We start from the raw sequence: 23,872 nt of genomic DNA, 5'->3' as shown, positions 1-23,872 counted from the left end.
CTGCCAGCTGTCCGCGAAACCTGTGCAAGTAGTGAGCGAAAGTCTGGGTTGTGAGTAGTTTGGTGGAGTGATCAGCGTGATGATCTGGGTCGTCGGGTTGCGCGGCTTTCGCAGTGGGCTACACAGGTCGGGTCGGCGGTAGTGCGGGTTGGGGCCGAGGTCAACGGTGAAATGAATGGGGCCGCGTGGCACCGCCCGCAGCTCCACCACAGTGATGAACTGGGGCATCGGACCACACCGGCCGAATCCGACTTCCGCGAGCGTGAGCCAACGCGCCACCGCGGGCCAGGACCTAGCACCAGATGCGCGCGACCACCCGGGGCCACGGACGCGGGAAGTCAGGCAACCCAGAACCGTTCGGAGTCGCCTGCTGAGCAAAGCGCAGTTTCACTCGGTGTTGAGGAACGGTGAGTTGATTGACGCAGCCGGCTCATCATGGTTTACCAGCCCACGAAGTGGTGCTGTTGCTGGAGACCGATCCGCACTGCGGACTGTCCGATGGTGAGGCGCACGAACGGTTGGAGCGTTTCGGTCCCAACACATTACCGGTGGCTGCGCGAGCCAGCTTGGTCAGGCGCGCGCTGCGACAGTTCCACCATCCGCTCATCTATGTTCTGCTCGTCGCGGGCGTGATCACGGCAGGACTGCACGAATTCGTCGACTCCACAGTGATTTTCGGCGTCGTCGTGGTCAACGCGGTCGTGGGTTTCGTTCAGGAGTCCAAAGCCGAGGCCGCGCTGGAGGGCTTACGCTCGATGGTGCGCACCCTGGCCAAGGTGGTTCGGGGCGGCCTCCAGCGCACCGTGCCGTCAGAGGATCTGGTGCCCGGCGATCTCGTGCTCCTGGAGAGCGGCGACAAAGTACCGGCCGACCTGCGTTTGGTGCGAACAACCGAATTGCGGGTCAACGAGTCCGCACTCACCGGGGAGTCGGCGCCGGTCCACAAAGACGTAGTCGCATTGCCGCAGACCACCCCGGTCGCTGATCGCCGCAATATGGTCTTCTCCGGCACCCTGGTGACCGCAGGCCACGGCGCCGGAATCGCCGTCTCGACCGGCGGTGAAACCGAACTCGGGGAGATCCATCGCCTCGTCGGTGCCGCGGAAACTCTTTCGACGCCGCTGACCGCGAAGCTCGCGTGGTTCAGCAAGGCCCTGACTGTCGGAATCCTGGCCTTGGCGGCGGTGACCTTCGCCGCGGGGGTGCTGCGGCGACAGGATGCCGTCGAAACGTTTACGGCAGCAATCGCGCTGGCCGTCGGGGCTATCCCCGAAGGCCTGCCGGCCGCCGTCACGATCACGCTGGCTATCGGTGTGGCTCGAATGGCCAAGCGCCGAGCCGTGATTCGCCGCCTACCCGCGGTGGAGACGCTGGGCAGCACCACGGTCATCTGCACCGATAAGACTGGAACGTTGACCGAAAACCAGATGACCGTCCAGGTGATTTGGACCCCCGACGCCGAGGTCGAGGTGACCGGAACAGGCTACGCGCCCGCCGGTGCCCTCCACGGCCCCGACGGCGCGCCTATACCCATCAAAGCGACTGCCGCCCTGCGCTGGTCGCTGGTTGTTGGTGCGTGCTGCAACGACGCCGCCTTGACCCACGACGACGGGAGCTGGCAGGTGGTGGGTGACCCGACTGAAGGTGCGATGCTCGTTGTTGCGGTCAAGGCCGGCCTCAACCTCGCGCAGCTCGCGGAGGGCATGCCGCGGGTGGCGACCATCCCATTTAGCTCCGAACGCCAATACATGGCTACCCTGCATCAAGACGGAACCGATTACCTGGTGCTGGCCAAGGGGGCGGTAGAGCGCATGCTCGAGCTATGTGGCACGCAGATGGGCGCCGACGGCGAAGTGGGGCCGCTGGACCGGGCCGCGGTGTTGCGCGCCGCTGACTCACTCACAGCACGGGGTCTACGGGTGTTGGCTGCTGGGGTCCGGGGCGCGAGCGGTCCCGACGAATTCAATGAAGCGGTGTTTGCCGGGTCGCTAGCGTTCACCGGGTTGCAAGCGATGCTCGATCCTCCACGCGCGGCCGCTGCGCCGGCCGTGGCCGCCTGTCACACTGCCGGTATCGCGGTAAAGATGATCACCGGCGACCACGCCGGTACTGCCACCGCAATCGCGGCCCAGCTCGGACTGTTTGACCACGGTGAACCGACGGCAGATGCGGTCCTTCGCGGCACCGACCTGGCTACCCTGGGCGCCGATGATTATCCGGACGCCGTGCGCGAGGCCAAGGTGTTCGCCAGGGTTACACCCGCGCAGAAGCTACGGCTCGTCCAGGCGCTACAGGCGCGGGGGCACGTTGTCGCGATGACCGGCGACGGCGTCAATGATGCACCGGCCTTGCGGCAGGCCAACATCGGCGTCGCCATGGGCCGCAGTGGCACCGAGGTGGCCAAGGATGCGGCCGACATGGTGTTGACTGACGACGACTTCGCCACCATTGAGGCGGCGGTCGAAGAAGGCCGCGCGGTCTTTGACAACCTGACCAAGTTCATCACCTGGACCTTGCCCACCAACATCGGTGAAGGACTGGTCATTCTGGCTGCCATCGCAGTCGGCGCCGAGCTGCCGATCCTGCCGACCCAGATTCTGTGGATCAACATGACTACCGCCATCGCGCTTGGCCTGATGCTCGCCTTCGAACCCAAGGAAGCCGGCATCATGACTCGTCCGCCGCGCGACCCCGAGCATCCGCTGCTCAGCCGCGGGCTCGTAACACGAATTCTGCTCGTCTCCTCGCTGCTCGTCGCCGCGGCGTGGTGGCTGTTCGAATGGGAACTCGGCAACGGCGCTACCGTCTCGGCGGCCCGCACCGCGGCACTGAACCTCTTTGTTGTCGTCGAGGCCTTCTATCTCTTCAGTTGCCGGTCGCTGACCCGCTCGGCCCTCAGGATCGGTCTGTTCTCCAACCGCTGGATCATCCTCGGCGTCACCGTACAGGCTATGGCTCAACTTGCCATCACGTATCTGCCGGCGATGAACACGGTTTTTGACACAGCACCGATCGGGATCCCCGCCTGGGCACGCATCTTCACCGTCGCTACCGTTGTGACCCTCGTAGTGGCACTTGACAAGCTGTTGCGGAGGGTGTGGCTTGCGCACCGTTCATGAGATGTAGGGATCGCGCCGGGCGCATCATCTAGCCGCTGGGTCGCTAGGAGCGCAGGTTATTTCCCGCAGTCGCGGATTGGTGCAGGGGAACGAACGATCCACGTACTAGACCGTGGGCGCCCGACCCCGCCAGCCAGGTCGCATCTCCGAACTAAGGCGATCTTGACTGTTGAATCCCCGTCGCTATCCGATCCCGGTTACCGGTATCACGCCCGACCGGGACTGGGGCGCATTAGGGCTGGCCCCGCCGCGGCCTATCATCCCTCCGGGCATCCCAGCGCCAGCACTACCGGTACCACTCGGCATCGGCATCATCGGCATACCCGCAGGACTTGGCTCCCCTGTCAGCGCCGCCGGCGTAGGTATACCCGCTCCACCGCTGCCCGACATCGCCGAACTGGCCATCGGAGCGGGCATAGACCCTTGCCAAGTCGGCGGAACCGACATGCCCCCAACCATCCGAGCGTTACCCAAGTCCGCCGACATAGCCGAGCCCAGCCCCCCGCCACCCAATGACGTGATCTCAGCATGCGGAGCCGTCACCAACTTCGGCACTTCCGAAGGGAATTCACTGGCAACCGCACTAGCCACCCCGGCGGTTGGGGTGCGCGCCGCATTGCTCATCAAACTCATGATCGGCGACATCGCCAGGCCTAGCGGATACATCAACAACGAGAGACTCGACAACGGTAGCGAATCCAGCCCGGAAACCACGTTTGAAGCTGTCGCCAAGACGTCCTGCGCCGGCGCCGCCGCCGACGAAACCATCGCCGCCACACCCGAGGCAGCTTGCGACGCCAACCCGGCCAATCCAGGATTGGACGGCGGCGGACTAAACGGTGTCATTGTCGCCGCCACCGATGCCGCGCCGGCGTGATACCCCGCCATCGCGGTTACATCCTGCGCCCACATCTCCTGGTAGTCGAACTCCGTAGCTGCAATCGCCGGTGTGTTCTGAGCCAAGAAGTTTGTCGCCACCAACGACAGCAACCTCATCCGATTGGCCGTCACCGCTGTCGGATGCACCGTCGCCGATAAAGCCGCCTCAAACGCTGTCGCCGCAACCCGAGCCTGACCAGCGGCCAACTCCGCCTCCCCGGCCGCCCCACTGAGCCAGCACACAAATGGTGCCGCCGCAGCGGCCATCGACACCGATGTTGGACCCGACCACTGCCCGGTCGCCAATCGGGTTACCACCGAATCAAACGAGGCTGCCGATGCCCGCAAGTCCGCAGCCAGGCCCATCCAAGCCGATGCCGCTATGAACAGCGGGCCCGACCCTGCGCCGGCAAAGATGCGTGCCGAATTGACTTCCGGCGGCAACCAAGCAAAGTCTAAGATCATCGAAACCCCAACCCTTCCAACGCATTACGGCTCGGACACACTCTGACACACTCCTACCAACAGTCAACTGAACCAACATTTGTCTGCACGAAGCCTCCGGTAATTCTTCTGACAGCGTTCAGATGTCAGCCTCTGCTCTCGCCGCGCGAGTCGGCTCAACCACCGGGCCGTTACCGGACTGTCGCTACCTGACTGGCGGTGGCGGCCTTCATCGCCGAGCCGGTGGGACCGTTCACCGAAGTGCAAGAGCAGTGATATACGGTGTACCCCAGCATAACTCGCGCACCCCAGTCACGTCGGGGTCCACCCGCGCAACGAAGTTGCTAATCTGAAAATGGCTACTACACCATCAAGCCAAGCGGTACTGAACGGCAGGGACATAGAATGCCATTCAAACTGGTGTGGAGTCCGAACCGGTTGGCGTGCAACGCAAAGCAGTTAGAGTTAGTGATTGAGTATCCGAGTCATCCAGTGAATCCAGTCTTTTCAATGCGGACGGTTATCCGCTGTCACATCGCGGTCGTCGGGAACCGCAGCTGAACCGGGATCTTCAGCCGGACAAAAACTCTCACAAACCATACGCCTTGTCAACTGTTTTCTCGGGCTACGCTTACGTAGCCGAAGGTTACGAATTCGTAGGCTATTATTGCTATTTCGCATATGCCGAGCGTCCCGCACGGCTCATAGCTGTCCCCCGAATTGCCCTGCCTGCCCGCGTCGAGAGCCGGCAACGCTGGTGCCAAGTTAGCGGCAATAGCACCGTAAGCTCCGATAGCGTATCCGGCAATCTGCTGAAATGCCCTGGAAGACAGTTAGAGTGAGATACAGCACGCGTCAGTACTCCTGGCCCTCCGGAAGTCGCTGAGCTGAGCCATGGACTCACCAATCGACACCACCGTCGAAGGCCTCGGGCTTTGCTCACTACGTGCTCGCGCTGTCATTCGAGATCGGCAGCTAGCCGAAATATAGCTAGCGCCAGCAACTCTGAATGACAACCGTCGAAAGACATGCTGCAACCCAGCGGCTGCAGTGCTAGTCTGCAGAGACCCTGTTGCACGGAGGGGAATGGGCGCGTGCAGTCCGGGAGCAAGTGGTTAGCCGACAAGCGCTTCAGTGCGATTAGGAGATCCATATGTCATTTGTGTCCATGGCGCCGGAGGCGTTGCAGACCGCCGCAACCGACTTGGCGACTATCAGATCCTCGCTTGGCGAGGCCAATGCCGCTGCCGCCACCGCTACGACGGAAATACTTCCCGCGGGCGCCGACGATGTTTCGGCCGCAATCGCAGCGCTATTTTCCGCGCACTCGCAAGTCTGGCGAACGGTCAGTCAGGACGCTGCCTGGCTTCATCAGCAGTTTGTGGATGCCCTCAACGGTAGTGCCATCAAGTATGCGACCACCGAGCTGGAGAACGCCGAGCAGAGCGCCCTGCATGTCATCAACGAACCTACCGAGTATTTGTTCGGGCGCCCGCTGATTGGCAACGGCGCCAACGGGGCCCCAGGGACGGGGCAGAACGGCGGGGACGGTGGCATTCTCTGGGGAAACGGGGGTAACGGTGGATCGGGCGCGCCCGGCCACGCTGGCGGCAACGGTGGTGACAGCGGGATATTCGGTTCCGGAGGGGCTGGCGGGGCCGGCGGAAACGCCGTGAACGGCACCGCCGGCGCCGGCGGGGCTGGCGGTGCCGGCGGGTTGTTCGGCTCCGGCGGCGCGGGTGGGGCCGGCGGGATGTCGATGAACGGTGCCGGAGGGGCCGGCGGAGCCGGTGGGGACGGAGGACTTTTCGGCACCGGAGGGACCGGCGGGGCAGGCGGGACCGGCGTGGGGAACGGAGGTGCCGGCGGGGCCGGCGGCAACGCATGGCTCGCCGGATCAGGGGGCGCCGGCGGGGCCGGCGGAGGTGCGGGACCGTCCGGCGCAGGCGGCGAAGGTGGATCCGGCGGCAACGGCGGATGGCTGTCCGGTAACGGTGGCGACGGCGGAACCGGTGGCGCCGCCGCCGTCAACAACGGAGGCAACGGTGGGGCCGGCGGCAACGCCGGTTTGCTCTCCGGAAACGGCGGCGACGGCGGCGCCGGCGGATACGGCAACAACAGCGGAGGCAGCGGCGGCGCGGGTGGCGACGGCGGCTGGCTCGCCGGTGACGGCGGTAATGGTGGGGCAGGCGGAGTGGGCGGCACCATCAACGGTGGCAACGGCGGCGACGGCGGCAGAGCCTGGCTGTCGGGGAATGGCGGCGCCGGCGGCGCCGGTGGCCAGGGCGTCGCCAACGGCGGTGACGGTGGGGCCGGCGGCAACGCGGGCCATATTTTCGGATCGGGCGGCGCCGGCGGCGGGGGCGGAAACGGGTTGAGCGGCAACGGCGGCGCTGGCGGCAACGGCGGCAATGCCGGACAGATCGGCGACGGCGGCAATGGCGGCGACGGCGGTGGGGGATATGCCAGCGGCGGAAACGGCGGTAATGGCGGCAACGCCGCGCTGATCGGCAACGGCGGTAACGGCGGTAACGGCGGGACCGGGCCCTCGCCCGGCGCTGGCGGCACTGGCGGTTCGGGCGGGAAGCTGTTAGGCGAACCCGGCTTTGATGGGGCAACTGCTGTGCGACAACCAACCCCGTCGATCAGGTAGCCACCTGCCGACCCGGCATGGACGGCCGCGGTGGCCAGCCAGCCGGTAGGGGGCACACTGCTGCCGTCATGGCAGCCGGCGCCAGCCCTGCCACGATGCCTGCGCCAGTCCGTTGATCGCCGAACTGAACAGCGTTGCCATGGCGCTCAACTCGGCGGCCAGCGCATCCCAGGCCGAAGCCGCGGCCAGCATCGGCTCCGACCCCGCGCCAAGCCACATTCGGGCCGAACGAGCCGAAAACATGGGTGTTCGCGGCCGAAGAAAGGGGCGCGCTGGAGGGTTTGCGCTCCATGGTGCGCACTCAGGCCAAGGTGGTCCGGGGTGGCCACGTCAGGCCGCTTTACACCGCACCCGGGACGCCACCTATTGCTTACGCCGGTGCGCGATTGGCGATCTTGTCAGCTGTCGGAGCCTCGTTTGGCGAGGCTCTGGTGAGCTAGCCGGCGTATCGCGGTGAGGACGGGTTCGAACAGTACGGTGCCGAGAACCGCGTATTCAACGGCGTCGGCGGGGTCGGTTGGGATGTTGGCGATCTCGCTGGCGGCGATGGCAAGCATGTGTTGGCCGTAGACGGCGAACTGGCTTGGGTGACGTTGAAAGCCCGCTTTGTCGACCGCGTGCAGCGCGTCCTCGAGGAGAGCGGCCGCAGGCGGTTCGGCACGGTATGGCTCTCCGAGCCAACCGACAGCTTGCTGTGCACGCGGATAGCACCTGTCCTCGGCGTTGATGTCGGCGCTCGCTGCGGCGGCGAGCACTCTGGTGGCGCCCGCGAGGGAATCCTTAAGGCTGGATTTGGGGTCGTCGATAATCTGCAAGATCTCTTTGGCCTGGGATACCGATAATCCCGCCGGGCCGGTCAATGCCTGGATGAGGTGTATCCGCTGCACGTGTGAGTTGTTGTATGTCGCACGCCGCGGACCCATCAGATCGCCGGCCGCGAGCATGCCTTCGCGGATGTAGTACTTCACGGTCGCCACCGACACATGTGTTTGCTTGGCCAATTCGGATACCCGCACAGTCATTCCTCCTGCCACTGCGGTCGGGAGCACATGCTGGGTAAAGAGCCTTGCATCCGTTACTGGATAGTACTACTATCCATAGTGGGAGAACTTATCCCGGCGATCGAACCCCTGCGATAAGGGACCCCGAACGCGACCGCGAAGACGCGATCGGGTGCGCACGAAATGAGGAGTCATGAAACCCACCGGCTTCTTCATTGACCTGCATAAAATCCTCGTCATCCCGGTGACGGTGGCGGCAATGCTTACCTTTGCCAACTACAGCACGGTGATGTGGCTCTACTTGGCCATGCACGGAACCTATGCGATCCTGTGGCTGATCAAGGGCCGCACCTATCCCGATCAGCGGTTCGCCGAACGAGTGGCCATCTGGATTGGGATCGTGTTCGTCTTCCTGCCACTGGCCGGCTACTACGCGGCCCCGATCCTATTGGCCTGGCTTCACCCGAACGTGCCCGGATGGGCTGTCGCGCTCGGGGTTTCGATCTTCACGTTCGGCATTTTCCTGCACTATGTGTCGGATGCCCAGAAGTACTACACCCTGCAGGTTCGTCCCGGTCTGATCGAGAACGGTTTGTTCACTCGTACGCGGAATCCGAACTACCTCGGCGAGATCCTCACCTACCTGGGTTTCGCGATCATCTCCTGGAACCCAATACCGTTTGTGGTCAACGCGGCGTGGATCTTCGGATTCTTCGTTCGGAACATGATCAAGAAGGATCAGTCGATGGCACACCATCTTGGCTTTGCCGCCTACCAGGCCCGCACCGGGATGCTGGTCCCACGGTTGCGCCCAGCCTCCCAAGCCGGGAGACAACAGGCGTAGCCATCCATGCTGCAGCTGCCACTGGGCGAACCGTCGCAGGAGCCCAAAGCGCGGGAACGGCTCACCGCAGCGGTGGAGAAGGCCCACTGTTCCGACGCCATCTCCCAGCTCGCCCATAGGCGCGACCGCAAACAACTGGCTGTTCTATCCGCGCTGCGCGGCGTTGACAAGCAGGAAATCCGAGCGGACGACAGCTCGACAAATCGGATCGAGGGAAACACCATGAGTCAACAGATCGCCCCCGAAGAGCACTGGGAGTCAGCGGATTTCGAGGCCACCGGTTCACACGACTTTGCCGCGCCGGACTACTTCGCCGACCAGTTGCCGCGCTTGGCCAGATCGGTCGGGCGCGACGCGGCGAGATCAGCGATCGTGGCGCGGCAAGTCTTGCCGCGTGCCCCCGCGGGATGTGCCAGGCCAGTGTGGGGCCCCAGCCGCCCGGCCGGGGGTCACTGCGCCACCTGGGTCGCTCGGAATTGGAACTGCACAGTGGTGGGTGTTGCAGTAGTCGTTCACCCAGTCGATCAGTCCCGCGATATCGCAGCGCATGCAACCGGTGCGGCCACGGCCGATTCGGAACTCGCGCCCACCCGGCTGCCTTTGGCAGGGCACACGCCATGACCGATGCCTACGATGCCATCACAATCGGGTCGGGCCTGGGCGGCCTGACCGCAGCGGCGCTCTAAGCGAGGGCCGGACACCGGGTGCTGGTCCTGGAGCGCAACGCTGAATTTGGCGGGGCGGCAACGACCTACCGGCACGGAACGTTGACCGTCGAAGCCTCGTTGCACCAGACGGTGGACCCGAATGATCCGCTCGACGCCAAGGCCCGCATCTTGCGGGCCCTGGGCCTGCTCGACGAGTTGGAGTTCGTGCCGGTTGGCGCGTTCTATGAGTTGCGCGGCCGGTTGTTTGATCCGCCGTTTGTGCTACCGCACGGATTTGACGCCGCCGAGGAGGCGCTGGCCGACCGCTTCCCACACCAGCGGCTGGCCTTCCGCCGGTACTTTGAGCGGCTGCGGGCCGTCCGCGAGGCGATATCGGTGGTCGGCGAGCAGCACGACAGCCTGTGGTGGTTTATGCACACGCCGGCGCTGCCGTTGAAACTGTGGCCGCTGCTCCGCGACATGCGGCGCACCCTCTCAGAGGTTTTCGACTCGCTGTTTGGCGACGACGAGAGGTCGAAGCTGGCGCTCGCGGCCAACCTCGGCTACTACGCCGACGACCCGGCCCGGCTGTGGTGGTTGTTCTACGCGCTCAACCAGAGCGGCTATCTGGCCAGTGGCGGCACCTACATCCGCGGTGGCTCAGGCACGTTGAGCCGAAGCCTGGTCGACGTGGTCGAGGCCGAAGGCGGCGTGGCGCGCGCGGGCCGTCCGGTGACCGAGATCATCCTCGACGATAAGGGCCGCGCCGCGGGCGTCGCCCACACCACACCCGACGGCGGCGACCGCGTCGTGGACCGCGCTCCGGTGCTTTTCGGCAACGCCGCCCCGGCTGTGCTCGCCCAGGCGCTGCCACCAGAAGCGCAGACGAAGTTCGCGGGCCGCTATCGGGGGCGGCGACCGTCGACCTCACTCTTCGACATCGCGCTGGGGCTAGATCGGCCTCCCAGCGAGCTCGGCCTCATCCACTACTACACGGTGCTGATACCGGAATGGGTTCACACTCTTTCGGACTATGCGCGTCGCGCCGAAATCCTGGCCGATGCGCCGGGGACTCGCATGCCGGTAGTAGGCATCGTCAACTACGACACCATCGATACCGGCCTGAATCCCAATGGCCCGTACCTTGTCTCGGTCACCGGCGTTGACCGCGTGGCGAACTGGGAAGGCCTTGACGACGCGGCTTACCGGGCCAAGCGCGACGCCTGGCTTGATGCGATCGTGGCCGACATCGACCGCTGGTTGCCCGGCTTCGGCGGTGCGGTCGTGCAGCGCGAAATGGCGACCGCGGCAACGATGAGCCACTACCTGAACACCCCCGGCGGGGCGGTGTACGGCTTTGCGCAGGAACCGCCCGAGGGCCTGCCAACCCTCGGTTCCGAAAGGGGCGTCGCGACAACCATCCCCGGGTTGTGGCTGGCGTCGAGCTACGGCGGGTCCGGAGGCTTCACCGGAGCCATGATGACCGGGATGTTGGCCGCCCAAGCCGCCATGAGATCGCAAGGCTAATCCCGATGCGAGCCATCGTGGCCACCCAGCTGATGACGGCCAGCACGGAACAGAACCCCATGATCGCGATCGAGCCACTTGAGCGCGACACATCAGTCGATGGATGCCGTTGCGATGCTTCAGCCGGTCAGCACCGGAAGGACTCTGCAGGAATCGGCATGGACTCCTCGCCAGGAGGCTGGGATGGCCGGCGCTAACCACGCCATGATCTCGTCGCCGACAGTCACAGCTACCTCGCAACCGCGGCATCGGGTCGTGGTCGTCGGTTCCGGGTTTGGCGGTCTTAGCGTAGCGAAGGCGCTCAAGCATGTGCCGGTAGATATCAAGATGATCGCCCGCACCCAGCATCACTTGTTTCAGCCGCTGCTGTATCAGGTGGCGACGGGCATCATGTCCGAGGGTGAGGTCGCCCCGGCCACCCGGTTGATTCTGCGCAAGCAACCCAACGCGCAGGTTTTGCTCGGCGACGTGGTGCGCATCGACCTCGACGGCCGGTATGTGATTGCAGAGTTGCTGGGTCATTGCTACACGATCGAATACGACACGTTGATCATGGCGGCCGGTGTTGAGCAGTCGTATTTCGGCAACGAACACTTCGCCCAATACGCACCGGGCATCAAGACGATCGATGACGCACTGGAGCTGCGCGGGCGCATCCTGGGCGCGTTCGAGCAGGCCGAGTGCACCAGCGATCCGAGGACTCGCGAGAAGCTGCTGACGTTCACTGTGGTCGGCGCCGGGCCAGCGGGTGTGGAGATGGCCGGGCAGATCGCCGAGCTGGCCCGTAACACGCTCAAGGGCTCCTTCCGCGATATCGATTCGACGAGGGCGCGGGTGATCCTGCTGGATGCCGCGTCTGCGGTACTGGCCCCGATGGGCCAGAAGCTCGGCAGGAAGGCGCGGGCGCGGCTGGAAAAGATGGGCGTGGAGATCCAGCTAGGCGCGATGGTCACCGATGTGGACCGTAATGGCTTGACCATCAAGGATTCTCACGGAATCTTGCGGCGCATCGAATCGGCGTGCAAGGTCTGGGCGGCGGGGGTGTCGGCCAGTCCATTAGGTAACCAGATCGGCGAGCAGTCCGGGGCGCAGCTCGATCGAGCCGGTCGGGTGAAGGTGTTGCCGGACTTGACGGTTCCGGCTCATCCCAACGTGTTTGTGATCGGCGATATGGCGTTTGTGGAAGGCGTTCCCGCCGTGGCCGAGGGCGCGATCCAGGGCGCCAAGTACGTTGCGCACGCGATCAACGCCGCGCTGAGGGGGGCCGACCCCACGCGGCGCAAGCCATTCCGCTACTTCGATAAGGGCTCGATGGTCACCGTGTCGCGGTTTTCGGCGGTCGCGCGGATTGGGCCGTTGGAGGTCGGCGGTCTGATCGCCTGGCTGGCATGGCTGCTGCTGCACCTGGGGCATTTGGTCGGTTTCCAAACGAAAGTCATCACATCGATTTCGTGGACCCTGACGTTCCTGAGTACCTACCGCGGCCAGCTCACGATCACTGAGCAGCAGGCCTACGCGCGCACCAGGCTCGAGCACCGGGGGCAGACCGCGGCGGCCGACGAAGGTGATGCGCAATGATCAGGCCGAGTCGGGATGGCCCACAGGCACGACGATCAGTGAGAAATACGCGCGTATGTGCGCGTGGTGCGGCGGATTGGCCACTAACGCTGGTTCTCGCTGTTCATGAAGCACTTCGGCGCACGGGCAGTGTGCATCGACGATAGCCCGTGAGCTGCCCCGCGATCGTGGAATTCATCATGGGCAGGAAGAAAGTAGTGTTTGCCGCCGAAGAGAGGTGCGTCAGATTGCTGGCCCTTGACTGTGGCCCTACCGGCGGCATTCCGTGGGTTGCACGACAGGGGATCCAGGCTGGTCGGCGGCGTGTCCGTCGCTGTTCGGCACGGGTGGGCCGACGCAGGGGCGCGACGCCCTCATCCGACCCCCTGTCCGCGACCGCCTGAGCAGCATTGGGTACCGGTCGAACCGGCGATCACAGCTGACCTGGTCTGGCACTACTGCTAGCGTCCGGTCATGCGATGGACGCGAGGCCGAGAGCGTCCCCAGGCTGGAATAGACATCGAAACTGGGCCAGCACGCCCAGCTTCGAGCACTTCGCAGTTGCGCCAAGGATTGTCGCAACGGCAGCTCAATATGATCGCCATCGGCGGGGTGATCGGCGCCGGATTGTTCGTCGGGTCCGGTGTGGTGATTCAGGCGACCGGCCCCGCCGCGTTCCTGACTTACGCGATCTGCGGAGTGCTCATCGTGTTGGTGATGCGGATGCTCGGGGAGATGGCCACCGCCAACCCGTCCACCGGGTCGTTCGCCGACTACGCGGCTACCGCCCTGGGCGGGTGGGCCGGGTTTTCGGTCGGCTGGCTGTACTGGTACTTCTGGGTGATCGTGGTCGGCTTCGAGGCGGTGGCCGGCGGAAAAGTCCTCAACTATTGGTTCCATGCGCCGCTGTGGCTGTTGTCGCTGTGCCTGATGGTGTTGATGACGGCGACCAATTTGTTCTCGGTGACCTCCTTTGGCGAGTTCGAATTCTGGTTCGCCGGAATCAAAGTCGCGACCATCGTGATCTTCCTCAGCGTCGGGACGGCCTTCGTCCTCGGCGTCTTGCCCGGCCGTAGCCCAGATTTCGCTAACCTCAGCGCGCACGGTGGATTCCTACCGAACGGCCCCGGGGCTGTCTTCGCTGCCATCGTCGTGGTGATCTTTTCGATGGTCGGCGCGGAAGTTGTCACCATCGCCGCCGCCGAAAGTCGTGACCCGCAGCGAGCGATCGGGCGAGCAACGAGGTCGGTGGTGGCTCGCATCGTGATCTTCTTCGTCGGTTCGGTTTTCCTGGTGGTGGTCATCATGCCGTGGAATTCGGTGGAAATCGGCGCCTCACCGTACGTAGCGGCCCTCAAGTACATGGGTCTTGCGGGCGCGGATCAAATCATGAATGCGGTAGTGCTCACCGCGGTGCTGTCCTGTCTGAATTCGGGCCTGTATACGGCGTCGCGCATGCTGTTCATCCTGGCCGACCGGCGGGAGGCGCCGGCGCGGCTGGTCAAGGTCAGCCGGCGTGGGGTGCCGCATGTCGCCATCCTGTTCTCATCCGCGGTGGGTTTCGGTTGCGTGGTGATGGCCTGGCTTGCACCGCAGACGGTGTTTCTGTTTCTGCTCAACTCGTCGGGCGCCGTCGTCTTGTTCGTCTACCTGCTGATCGTGCTCTCGCAGATCGTGCTGCGGCGCCGGACTCCTGAGGAGAATCTGCGGGTCAAGATGTGGTTTTTCCCGGTGCTGTCGATTCTCACAGCCGCCGGAATCGTCACCGTGCTGGTGCAAATGGCGTTCGACCACGCTGCGCGAACCCAGCTGTGGCTGAGCTTGCTGTCCTGGGCGGTGGTGGTTGTGGTGTACTTCGCCGCCAAGGTGCAGACACGCAAGAGCCGCAGCTGAACCCGCACCCCCCTTGCGCCCCGTGTGATACTGCATGGCATGAAGACGGCCGGTGTTCGTCGCGCAACGGATTTGTTGTTTTCACCCGCCGCACCGCCGGCAACCGGCAGCCTGATAGCGCTGGCCGGTCTGCGGCTGCTGGCCGGGTTGATCTGGCTTTATAACGTGGTCTGGAAGCTGCCACCGGACTTCGGGCAGCGCAGCAATAGCGGGCTCTACCACTTCACTCATCTGGCGATCGAACATCCGGTGTTCCCACCGTTCAGCTGGGCCGTCGAGCACCTGGTGTTGCCGAACTTCACTGCCTTCGGTTGGGCAGTGTTGTTCGCCGAGTCCGCGCTGGCGGTGCTGCTGTTGACGGGGACAGCGGTGCGGTTGGCCGCCTTGATCGGCATCGGGCAATCAGTTGCGATCGGGCTCTCGGTTGCCGAATCACCCGGGGAATGGCCGTGGGCGTACGCAATGCTGCTCGGCATCCACGTTGTCTTGCTCTTTGTGGCGTCGAACCAGTATGCCGCTATCGACGCCGTGCGGGCCGCGACCACCGCATCGGCCCTCCGGTCGAAAGCGCAGCGGTTGCTCGCTGGTTGGGCAACCGTGCTCTTGCTGATCGGCCTGATCGCCGGGTGGCGCGGTCTTGCCGGTAGTTGGCCTGCCTACGTGGGGATAAGGCCGCTGGAATTCTCATTGGGCGAATACAACCTGCGCGGCGCCTTGGTGTTGGTCGCTATCGCGTTGGCGATGCTGGCGGCGGCCAAGCTCGATCAGCGTATAGCCGCGTTCGCGGCCGCCGCGCTGGCAGCGCTTGCCGCAGTGAGCATCTACGTCCAAGTCGGCGAGCCTTCGGTGTGGCTGGGTGGAACCAACACCACCGCAGTGATTTTCGTCTGCGCGGCGGTGGTGAGTCTGGCGGCAGGGGTCAAGATCGGACGGGTGGAAAGGGCGTAATGACCGCATCGGAGGTTGTGCAGGACGTCGTTGCCGTCGCTGCCGAACACGCCGAGCGAGTCGACGCCGACGGTTCCTTTCCGGCCGAGTCCGTGGAGGCGTTGCGGGCAAGCGGGCTCCTTGGTCTGGTGCTGCCCTCCGACGTTGGTGGAATGGCAGCGGGGCCAACGGAATTTACCGAAGTAGTGGCGCACATTTCGGCCGCCTGCGGATCGACCGCCATGGTCTATCTGATGCACGTAGTCGCTGCTGTCGCCGTTGCGGCCGCACCCCCGCCGGGCCTGCCCGACCTGTTGACCGATATGGCGTCCGGAAAACAACTCGGCACCTTGGCGTTCAGTGAGAAAGGCTCCCGATCCCACTTTTGGGCGCCGGTGTCCACAGCGTCGACCGACGGTGACGACATCGTGGTGCAAGCCGACAAGAGCTGGGTGACATCGGCCGGGTTCGCCGACATCTACGTGATATCGACCGGTTCGGCCAACGGCGGCGCCGGCGACGTTGATCTTTACGCCGTTTCGGCGGACACGCCGGGCTTGCGGGTGACGGGTACCTTCAGCGGAATGGGTTTACGCGGCAACGCCTCTGCGCCGATGTCGGTCGACATTCGCGTCCCGAGTTCCTATCGCGTCGGTGCGCTGGGCGGCGGCTTCGGCATGATGATGCAAACCGTGTTGCCGTGGTTTAACCTCGGAAATGCGGCTGTCTCGCTGGGTTTGGCGACCGCCGCGACCAATGCCGCAGTGCGGCACGTCGCGAGCGCCCGGTTGGAACATCTGGGTAGCAGCCTGGCTGAGCTGCCGACGATCCGCGCTCAGATCGCTCGGATGAGTACCGGGCTGGCGGCGCAACGGGCGTATCTGGCGCAAGTCGCCGACAGCGTCAGCTCACCCGACGACACCACCTTGACGCACGTGCTCGGGGTGAAAGCCTCGGTTAACGACGCCGCGCTGACCATCACCGAGTCGGCGATGCGCGTCTGTGGTGGCGCCGCGTTCTCCAAGCACCTGCCCATCGAGCGGGCTTTCCGCGACGCTCGGGCCGGGGCGGTGATGGCACCGACCGCCGACGCACTGTATGACTTCTACGGCAGGGCCATTACCGGGCTGCCGCTGTTCTAGGGAGGGATATGTCAGGCCAACCGCTTGTCGTCGGGGCAGTCGCCTACACGCCCAATGTGGTCCCGATCTGGGAGGGAATCCGAAGCTACTTCCAGGACTCCGACGGCGATGGGAGTCTAGATGCCCAAATGGATTTCGTGCTCTACTCTAACTACGCACGGCTGGTCGAGTCGCTGATCGCCGGGCACATCGATATCGCCTGGAACACCAATCTGGCCTATGTGCGGACCGTGCTGCAAACGGGCGGGCACTGCACGGCGCTGGCCCAGCGTGACACCGATGTGGACTACACCACCGTGTTTGTCGCGCGCGCCGGCAGTGGGCTGCACGGGCCAGCTGATATCGCCGGAAAGCGCCTTGCGCTGGGCTCCGCCGACTCCGCGCACGCGGCGATCTTGCCGCTCTATTACCTGCGCCGCGCCGGGACACCCGAATCGGACCTACAGGTCATTCGGTTTAACACCGACATCGGCAAACACGGCGATACCGGCCGCAGCGAACTGGATGCGGTGGAGGCCGTGCTCGCCGGTGAGGCCGATGTGGCTGCGATCGGCAGCTCAACCTGGGCGGCGATGGGCGCCGCGGAGCTGATGGGGGAATCCCTGGTCGAGGTGTGGCGAACCGAGGGCTACTGCCATTGCATGTTCACCGCCTTGGACACCCTGCCAGCCGAGCGGTACCAGCCGTGGCTGGACCGGTTGCTGGCGATGAGCTGGGATGTCCCCGAACATCGAAAGATCCTGGAACTCGAGGGTTTACGACGCTGGGTGGCGCCGCACCTGGACGGGTATCGGCCGTTGTTCGAAGCTGTCGGGGAGCAGGGTATCGACCCACGATGGTGATCCTGGACCTGATGCGCCAGGTCGGTGGTCTCGCGCAGGGCAGCACCGTCGAGGTCGCTGTGTCCAGTCACCGCGATCGCGAGCTTGCCGAAAAGTGGTGTGCCCGAACCGGAAACACCTTGGTGCGCACCGACGTCGACGAGGCGGGAGTCGGCGCTCTCGTGGTGCGGCGTGGTCGCGCGCCGGATCCCGCCGATGTCCTGGGCGCCGACCGGTTGCCCGGAGTGCGGTTGTGGCTATACACCAACTTCCACTGCAACCTGGCCTGCGATTACTGCTGTGTGTCGTCGTCGCCGCAGGCCCCGCACCGCGAGCTGGGTGCGCCTCGAATCGGCCGGCTGGTTAGCGAGGCGGCGCGCTGGGGAGTGCGGGAATTGTTTCTCACCGGCGGTGAGCCGTTTCTGCTGCCCGACATCGACACCATCATCTCGACTTGCGTCGACACGCTGCCCACCACCGTCCTGACCAACGGCATGGTGTTCAAAGGCCGGGCGCGGCGCGCGCTCGAATCCCTGCCTAGGGATGGGCTGGCGTTGCAAATCAGCCTGGACTCGGCGACAGCGGAGCTGCACGACTCCCACCGCGGTGCCGGGACATGGGAAAAGGCGGTCGCCGGAATACATTTGGCGCTCTCGCTGGGTTTCCGGGTGCGGGTGGCGGCGACGGTCGCCGGCGCTGCACCCGGCGAGCTGGCGGCATTTCACGAGTTCCTCGACGAAGTCGGCATCGCCGCTGACGATCAGTTGGTGCGGCCGATCGCCTTGGAGGGCGTCGCTTCCGAGGGGCTGGCCCTGCGCCGCGAATCGCTCGTTCCAGAGGTGACCGTCACCGCCGAGGGCGTGTACTGGCACCCAGTGGCCGCCCTTGACGAGCGGGCCTTGGTGTCGCGCACCATTGAACCGCTGACCCCGGCCTTGGACGAGGTAAGCCGGCTGTTCGCCGAGCAGTGGGCACAGGCAGCCGAGGCGGCTGCCTTGTTCCCGTGCGCATAGTCGTTACCCGCCGGCCGGACTAGCCTCACCCGGGCTCAGGAAGTCCGAGTGAGCAGCACCGCCTGCTCGAACGGCAGCCGCGCGAAAATTGGCCGCAACCCTCGGGCCACGTGCGATGCCGCCTCGGCCTTAGGCATGACTTGAGGATCGGTGACCCTGAAGGTCTTCCCGGAGCGCCGCATCCGCCCGCCGCCGGCCGCCGTGAGGTTCTTCAGCCAGTCCCGATTAGGTCCATAGGTCAGCATGATGACTACCGCAGGCTGCCCGTCGCGTTCGGCCCGGCACACCACCAGCGGCGTGCGGTACGGCTTGCCGGAGCGGCGCCCGACATGCTCGAGAATGCCGTACAGCGGCATCCACCCGGCCCACAAACGCTGAATGGGGTTGGTGACATAACGGTTGAACCGGGCGAGCCGTTGGGGAAATTGCATGCCATCATTCAACCTATTCTGGTTGCCCATCGCCAGGCCGCGCGATTCTTCTGCGCGCAGGCCCGATACGGTGCACCTCGAGAACTGAACAGCGACAGTGAGGAGGTGAGCGGAATGATCCGCGCCCGCTGGAACGGGACCGTGCTGGCCGAAGTGCCGCAGACCGTCAAAGTGGAAGGCAATGATTACTTCCCGCCCGAATCAGTGCACCGCGAGTACCTGCTGGACAGCCCGACCACGTCCATATGTCCGTGGAAGGGGACGGCGCACTACTACACCGTCGTGGTGGACGGCCAAACCAACACGGACGCTGCCTGGTACTACCCTGACCCCAGCCCGCGGGCCCAGCAGATCAAGAACCACGTCGCGTTCTGGAAAGGAGTGATCGTGGAAGGCGAACCCGGGGGCGAGTCAGGGACGCGCTGATCCCCGCAAGGCAGACCACCAACCCCGGTCCGCAGCCTGCTGACCGAGAAGCTGCGGCGCCCGACTGCGGACCGCGTCAATGACCTCACTCGCGGTGGGGTTGACCATGGCGAGGTCGCCGACGACCACGGTGGGGACGGTCTCGTTGCCGGCAGCGATCGAGCGGACCACCGCAGCCGCGTCCGGATCGGTCCAAATGTTGACTTCCCGGGTCGCCAGCCGGTGTCGCCGCAGCGCCCTGCGCAGCCGCCAACAGAACGGGCAGCCCGGCCGCCAATAAACCACCACTTCGTGCTCTACATCGTTGGCTGACATGCCGGTTTACCCCAGTTCCTCATGATCGTCGGCGTGATGCCCCTAGCGCACCGCGACGATCCTTTGCCGTGGGTCGACCCTGCGTCGATCCGACGCCAACGTAGACCAGGTCGTGGCGGTGCCACAACGCGGCATCGGACGGCCGTCGCCAGTTGGCGGTCCGGGCTGCGGAGCGGCCGACAGAAACCAGCACCCATACCCACAGCCCATACGGGCCGACGGCGAAGAGCAGGAACAGCAGACCCAGCAGCGCTCCGATCCAGGCTCCGCTGGCCGCACCTGTCAACGCCGCTTTGCCTTTTGTCATGCGGCCAGTGACATGTTCGATGGTGCGCAGGCCGTCGCCGACTATCCGAACATGCTCGACCGGGAACCCGGCATCGGACATCCGATCAACCAGCTGCTGCGCTGCGGCGCAGGTGTCGAAGAATCCGACCAGCCGTTGCCCCAGATTCGGTGCGTCGTTGCGTTCCTCGGTGGTGAACGCTGACTCGCTCGTCGCTTCTCCTAGCGTGTTTGCGGCGGCATGACAGCGGCCGTCGCCGCGCTGATCATCGGTGGTCCGGGGTTGTGCCGGTGAAAACGACCACCGCGTCGTCACCGGCGCCGGTCGCGGCGTCACCGCTCGGGGCTGCGGGCCGGCGATGTCATCGTCGAATTCGCCGGCCAACCGGTCAACACTGGCGAGGACCTGCTAGGCACGCTGCGCCACAGCGAACCAGGCTCACCGCAGCCGCTGGTTGCATTCGCCGCAGGAGCCGCCATGTCTTACACCCTGTAGTTGAACGGGCGGCCAAGGCTGGGACACTGGTCGGCATGGGTAGCACCGACCAGGCCACCTCGCAGATTGGCGGAGCTGTGCAGGCGTCGGCGAAGCTGTTCGAGGATGCCTGCACGGTCATCCCCGGCGGGGTGAACTCGCCGGTGCGCGCTTTCACGGCTGTCGGCGGCACCCCGCGGTTCATCACCGAAGCCCGCGGGTGCTGGCTCACCGACGCCGACGGCAACCGCTACGTCGACTTGGTCTGCTCCTGGGGTCCGATGATCCTCGGTCACGCGCACCCCGCTGTCGTCGACGCCGTGGCCAAGGCCGCCGCCCACGGCCTGTCGTTCGGGGCGCCGACGCCGGCCGAAACCGAGCTGGCTGCCGAGATCATCGCGCGGGTAGCACCCGTGCAGCGGATACGGCTGGTCAACTCCGGCACCGAGGCCACCATGAGCGCGGTCCGGCTGGCCCGCGGGTTCACTGGCCGGGCCAAAATCGTCAAGTTTTCCGGCTGCTACCACGGCCATGTCGATGCGCTGCTGGCTGACGCGGGTTCGGGGGTAGCCACCCTCGGCTTGCCCTCGTCGCCTGGGGTGACCGGCGCCGCCGCAGCCGACACCATCGTCTTGCCCTACAACGACATTGACGCTGTTCAGGAGAGTTTTGCGCGTTACGGCGAGCAGATTGCCGCGGTGATTACCGAGGCCAGCCCGGGCAACATGGGCGTCGTGCCACCCAGGGCCGGGTACAACCAGGCGCTGCGCTCGATCACCGCGGAGCATGGTGCGCTGTTGATCGTCGACGAGGTGATGACAGGTTTCCGGGTCAGCCGAAGCGGTTGGTACGGAATCGATCCGGTGGCCGCAGACCTGTTCACGTTCGGCAAGGTGATGAGCGGCGGGCTGCCCGCTGCCGCGTTCGGTGGGCGGGCCGAGGTGATGGAGCGGCTGGCGCCGCTGGGGCCGGTGTATCAGGCCGGTACATTGTCCGGAAATCCGGTGGCCATGGCCGCCGGGCTGGCCACACTGCGGGCCGCCGACGACGCGGTATACGCCGCGCTGGACGCCAACGCCGACCGGTTGGCCGCCCTGCTCGCCGAGGCGCTCACCGATGCCCGCGTGCCGCATCAGATTCCACGCGCCGAAAACATGCTCAGCGTCTTCTTCAGCGACCGGCCGGTGACCGACTTCGCGTCGGCACGGGCCAGCGAAACGTGGCGCTATGCCCCGTTCTTTCATGCCCTGCTGGAAGCGGGTGTCTATCCGCCGTGCAGTGCGTTCGAGGCGTGGTTCGTCTCGGCCGCTCTCGACGACGACGCATTCGACCGGATCGCGAACGCACTACCTGGTGCGGCGCGTGCCGCCGCCCGAGAGGACACAGCTTGATGGCCGACGAGACCCGCGTGCACGTGGTGCGCCACGGTGAAGTGCACAACCCTAGCGGCATCCTCTACGGCCGGCTACCCGGCTTCAGTTTGTCGGAGGCCGGGCGGGTGCAGGCGGCCGCGGTCGCCGACTTCCTGGCCGATCGCGACGTGGTCGCCGTGATCGCCTCTCCGCTGCAGCGCGCCCAAGAGACCGCCGCACCCATTGCCGCGCGGCACGACCTGACGGTGGACACCGATCCCGAATTGATCGAATCGGCAAACTACTTCGAGGGCAGGCGCATCAGCCCAGGTGACGGCGCCTGGCGCGACCCGCGGGTCTGGTGGCAATTGCGAAACCCGTTCACCCCGTCCTGGGGAGAGCCTTATTTGCAGATCGCGCAACGGATGACCACGGCGGTGGACAAAGCGCGGGCCCGCGCTTCCGGCCGCGAGGTGGTGTGCGTCAGTCACCAACTGCCGGTGTGGACGCTACGGCTGCATCTGACCGGCAGGCGGCTGTGGCACGACCCGCGGCGCCGAAGCTGCGCGCTGGCATCGGTGACCTCGCTGATCTACGACGGCGACCGCCTGGTCGACGTGGTGTATGCCGAACCGGCAGGCGCATGACCATGCGGCGGCTGGCGCTTGGAGTCGTGGTAGCGGCGCTGTTGACCGGATGCTCTGGACGCGACGCCGTTGCCCAGGGCGGCACATTCGAATTCGTTTCCCCCGGCGGCAAGACCGACATCTTCTACGATCCACCGGCCAGCCGCGGCCGCCCCGGAAAGCTGGCCGGGCCGAACCTGCAGGACCCCGGGCGCTTGATGTCACTCGACGATTTCCCTGGGCAGGTCGTCGTTATCAACGTGTGGGGCCAGTGGTGCGGGCCCTGCCGGGCCGAGGTCAGTCAGCTGCAGCGGGTGTACGACACCACCCAGGGCTCGGGGGTGTCTTTTCTGGGGATCGACGTCCGCGACAACAGCCGTGAGGCGGCACAGGACTTTGTCAACGACCGGCACATCACCTTCCCGTCGATCTATGACCCGGCGATGCGCACCCTGATCGCGTTCGGTGGCAAATACCCCACCACCGTCATCCCGTCCACGCTGGTGCTCGACCGTCAGCACCGGGTCGCCGCGGTGTTTCTGCGGGAGTTGCTGGTCGAGGACCTGCAGCCGGTGGTCCAGCGAGTGGCTGCCGAAGAAGCGCCGACCCTAGCCGGACCGCAGTGAACGGGTTAGCCGAGATCGCCGCCGCCGGGCCGCTGCTGGTGGCGGTAGGTGTGTGTGTGCTGGCCGGATTGGTGTCCTTCGCCTCGCCCTGTGTGGTGCCGCTGGTGCCCGGCTACCTGTCGTATCTGGCGGGGGTAGTTGGCGTTAGCGAGGAGCCGCTACCCGGCGCGATCAAAGCCCCACCCGCCGCCCGGTGGCGAGTCGCCGGATCGGCGGCGCTGTTCGTGGCCGGGTTCACCGTGGTGTTCGTGCTCGGCACGGTGGCCGTGCTCGGCATGACGACGACTTTGATCACCAACCAGGTGCTGCTGCAGCGAATGGGTGGTGTGCTGACCATTGTGATGGGGCTGGTGTTCGTCGGCCTGATCCCGGCTCTGCAGCGTCAGGTCCGGTTCACGCCGCGCCAGTTGACGACGGTGGCGGGCGCGCCGCTGCTCGGCGCGGTGTTCGCGCTGGGCTGGACGCCGTGCCTGGGTCCGACGCTGACCGGGGTGATCGCCGTCGCCTCGGCCACCGACGGCGCCAGTGTGGCGCGCGGCATCGTGCTGGTGATCGCCTATTGCCTGGGGCTGGGCATCCCCTTCGTGCTGCTGGCGTTCGGTTCGGCGGGGGCGGTGGCGGGCCTGGGCTGGCTGCGCCGGCACACCAGGGCCATTCAGATCTTCGGCGGGTTGTTGCTGATCGCGGTGGGCAGCGCCCTGGTCAGCGGGGTGTGGAACGACGTGGTCTCGTGGCTGCGCGACGCGTTGGTGTCCGACGTGAGGCTGCCGATTTGACGGCGCGAGTTGACGCGCGAGCAGACGCAGAATCGCGCAAAACCAAGGGTTTTGGTGCGATTCTGCGTCTGCTCGCGAGCGGGTGGTGGCCCC

At 65.5% G+C, this 23,872-nt stretch carries 21 protein-coding genes and 1 pseudogene; 16 read left to right on the top strand and 6 right to left on the bottom strand.

What is annotated here, in order from left to right:
* The first annotated feature begins 416 nt into the window (after positions 1 to 416).
* The gene (locus F0Q45_RS01025; protein WP_149652126.1) at positions 417 to 3,119 is read left to right on the top strand and encodes an HAD-IC family P-type ATPase; all 2,703 of its coding nucleotides are present in this window, start codon (positions 417 to 419) and stop codon (positions 3,117 to 3,119) included.
* A gap of 183 nt (positions 3,120 to 3,302) precedes the next feature.
* Here the strand turns inward: F0Q45_RS01025 and F0Q45_RS01020 are convergent, their stop codons facing one another.
* Positions 3,303 to 4,463 carry a PPE family protein gene (locus tag F0Q45_RS01020; RefSeq protein ID WP_149652125.1) on the bottom strand — a complete coding sequence of 387 codons (1,161 nt, stop codon included), beginning with the start codon at positions 4,461 to 4,463 and terminating at the stop codon, positions 3,303 to 3,305.
* A gap of 1,132 nt (positions 4,464 to 5,595) precedes the next feature.
* Between F0Q45_RS01020 and F0Q45_RS01015 the strand changes: the two genes are divergently transcribed.
* The gene (locus tag F0Q45_RS01015; RefSeq protein ID WP_149652124.1) at positions 5,596 to 7,095 is read left to right on the top strand and encodes a PE family protein; all 1,500 of its coding nucleotides are present in this window, start codon (positions 5,596 to 5,598) and stop codon (positions 7,093 to 7,095) included.
* A 66-nt stretch (positions 7,096 to 7,161) separates the two neighbouring features.
* Here the strand turns inward: F0Q45_RS01015 and F0Q45_RS01010 are convergent, their stop codons facing one another.
* Together F0Q45_RS01010 and F0Q45_RS01005 are read right to left on the bottom strand one after the other, a co-directional pair.
* On the bottom strand, positions 7,162 to 7,287 hold the full coding sequence (locus F0Q45_RS01010) for a PPE domain-containing protein (RefSeq protein ID WP_373424899.1): 126 nt from the start codon (positions 7,285 to 7,287) through the stop codon (positions 7,162 to 7,164).
* Between the two features lie 206 nt (positions 7,288 to 7,493).
* Positions 7,494 to 8,117: a MerR family transcriptional regulator gene (locus F0Q45_RS01005; protein WP_149652122.1), complete on the bottom strand. Its 624-nt coding sequence runs from the start codon at positions 8,115 to 8,117 to the stop codon at positions 7,494 to 7,496.
* A gap of 172 nt (positions 8,118 to 8,289) precedes the next feature.
* Here F0Q45_RS01005 and F0Q45_RS01000 point away from each other — a divergent pair, with 172 nt between their 5' ends.
* The 9 genes and pseudogenes from F0Q45_RS01000 to F0Q45_RS00960 all read left to right on the top strand — a co-directional run bounded on the left by F0Q45_RS01000 (position 8,290) and on the right by F0Q45_RS00960 (position 18,467).
* Positions 8,290 to 8,940: a DUF1295 domain-containing protein gene (locus F0Q45_RS01000; protein ID WP_149652121.1), complete on the top strand. Its 651-nt coding sequence runs from the start codon at positions 8,290 to 8,292 to the stop codon at positions 8,938 to 8,940.
* Positions 8,941 to 8,946: 6 nt separating this feature from the next.
* A complete protein-coding gene (locus F0Q45_RS00995; protein ID WP_149652120.1) occupies positions 8,947 to 9,561 on the top strand; it encodes a hypothetical protein in 615 nt (204 codons plus the stop codon).
* A gap of 77 nt (positions 9,562 to 9,638) precedes the next feature.
* Positions 9,639 to 11,114 (top strand): annotated as a pseudogene (locus tag F0Q45_RS00990) (phytoene desaturase family protein); the annotation flags it as partial.
* A gap of 183 nt (positions 11,115 to 11,297) precedes the next feature.
* A complete protein-coding gene (locus F0Q45_RS00985) occupies positions 11,298 to 12,692 on the top strand; it encodes an NAD(P)/FAD-dependent oxidoreductase (protein WP_262490818.1) in 1,395 nt (464 codons plus the stop codon).
* Positions 12,693 to 13,145: 453 nt separating this feature from the next.
* Positions 13,146 to 14,564: an amino acid permease gene (locus tag F0Q45_RS00980; RefSeq protein WP_149652119.1), complete on the top strand. Its 1,419-nt coding sequence runs from the start codon at positions 13,146 to 13,148 to the stop codon at positions 14,562 to 14,564.
* 39 nt (positions 14,565 to 14,603) lie between these two features.
* Positions 14,604 to 15,512, top strand: a complete 909-nt coding sequence (locus tag F0Q45_RS00975; protein ID WP_149652118.1) for an Rv1678 family membrane protein — start codon at positions 14,604 to 14,606, stop codon at positions 15,510 to 15,512.
* The gene (gene fadE16 / locus F0Q45_RS00970) at positions 15,512 to 16,633 is read left to right on the top strand and encodes an Rv1679 family acyl-CoA dehydrogenase (RefSeq protein WP_149652117.1); all 1,122 of its coding nucleotides are present in this window, start codon (positions 15,512 to 15,514) and stop codon (positions 16,631 to 16,633) included. The genes F0Q45_RS00975 and fadE16 overlap by 1 nt, the downstream gene beginning before the upstream one ends.
* 8 nt (positions 16,634 to 16,641) lie before the next feature.
* Positions 16,642 to 17,475, top strand: coding sequence for an Rv1680 family SBP-like protein (locus F0Q45_RS00965; protein ID WP_149652116.1), 834 nt, complete (start codon positions 16,642 to 16,644; stop codon positions 17,473 to 17,475).
* A complete protein-coding gene (locus F0Q45_RS00960) occupies positions 17,472 to 18,467 on the top strand; it encodes an Rv1681 family radical SAM protein (RefSeq protein ID WP_149652142.1) in 996 nt (331 codons plus the stop codon). Before F0Q45_RS00965 ends, F0Q45_RS00960 begins: the two co-directional genes overlap by 4 nt.
* 35 nt (positions 18,468 to 18,502) lie before the next feature.
* On the opposite strand, the gene F0Q45_RS00955 is transcribed toward F0Q45_RS00960, so the two are convergent.
* A complete protein-coding gene (locus F0Q45_RS00955; protein WP_149652115.1) occupies positions 18,503 to 18,898 on the bottom strand; it encodes a nitroreductase family deazaflavin-dependent oxidoreductase in 396 nt (131 codons plus the stop codon).
* A 114-nt stretch (positions 18,899 to 19,012) separates the two neighbouring features.
* Here F0Q45_RS00955 and F0Q45_RS00950 point away from each other — a divergent pair, with 114 nt between their 5' ends.
* Positions 19,013 to 19,324: a DUF427 domain-containing protein gene (locus F0Q45_RS00950; RefSeq protein WP_149652141.1), complete on the top strand. Its 312-nt coding sequence runs from the start codon at positions 19,013 to 19,015 to the stop codon at positions 19,322 to 19,324.
* Here F0Q45_RS00950 and F0Q45_RS00945 read toward each other — a convergent pair.
* Together F0Q45_RS00945 and F0Q45_RS00940 are read right to left on the bottom strand one after the other, a co-directional pair.
* Positions 19,310 to 19,639 (bottom strand): glutaredoxin family protein, encoded by a 330-nt coding sequence (locus F0Q45_RS00945; protein ID WP_149652114.1) that lies wholly within the window; start codon positions 19,637 to 19,639, stop codon positions 19,310 to 19,312. The genes F0Q45_RS00950 and F0Q45_RS00945 overlap by 15 nt on opposite strands.
* Before the next feature lie 19 nt (positions 19,640 to 19,658).
* On the bottom strand, positions 19,659 to 20,309 hold the full coding sequence (locus F0Q45_RS00940) for a general stress protein (protein WP_149652113.1): 651 nt from the start codon (positions 20,307 to 20,309) through the stop codon (positions 19,659 to 19,661).
* Positions 20,310 to 20,455: 146 nt separating this feature from the next.
* On the opposite strand from F0Q45_RS00940, the gene hemL reads away from it, so the two are divergent.
* Genes hemL through F0Q45_RS00915 form a run of 4 tightly spaced genes read left to right on the top strand, consistent with a single transcriptional unit; the run spans position 20,456 to position 23,779 of the window.
* A complete protein-coding gene (gene hemL / locus F0Q45_RS00930) occupies positions 20,456 to 21,790 on the top strand; it encodes a glutamate-1-semialdehyde 2,1-aminomutase (RefSeq protein ID WP_149652112.1) in 1,335 nt (444 codons plus the stop codon).
* Positions 21,790 to 22,398: a histidine phosphatase family protein gene (locus F0Q45_RS00925; protein WP_149652111.1), complete on the top strand. Its 609-nt coding sequence runs from the start codon at positions 21,790 to 21,792 to the stop codon at positions 22,396 to 22,398. The genes hemL and F0Q45_RS00925 overlap by 1 nt, the downstream gene beginning before the upstream one ends.
* Positions 22,395 to 23,003, top strand: a complete 609-nt coding sequence (locus F0Q45_RS00920; RefSeq protein WP_188112733.1) for a TlpA disulfide reductase family protein — start codon at positions 22,395 to 22,397, stop codon at positions 23,001 to 23,003. The genes F0Q45_RS00925 and F0Q45_RS00920 overlap by 4 nt, the downstream gene beginning before the upstream one ends.
* Positions 23,000 to 23,779: a cytochrome c biogenesis CcdA family protein gene (locus tag F0Q45_RS00915; protein WP_149652110.1), complete on the top strand. Its 780-nt coding sequence runs from the start codon at positions 23,000 to 23,002 to the stop codon at positions 23,777 to 23,779. The genes F0Q45_RS00920 and F0Q45_RS00915 overlap by 4 nt, the downstream gene beginning before the upstream one ends.
* Positions 23,780 to 23,872 lie beyond the last annotated feature (93 nt).

The organism is Mycobacterium simiae, assembly GCF_008370645.1.
GTDB lineage: Bacteria > Actinomycetota > Actinomycetes > Mycobacteriales > Mycobacteriaceae > Mycobacterium > Mycobacterium simiae_A.
Note: the sequence above shows the minus strand (reverse complement) of the source record. Positions and strands in the feature narration are given on the sequence as shown.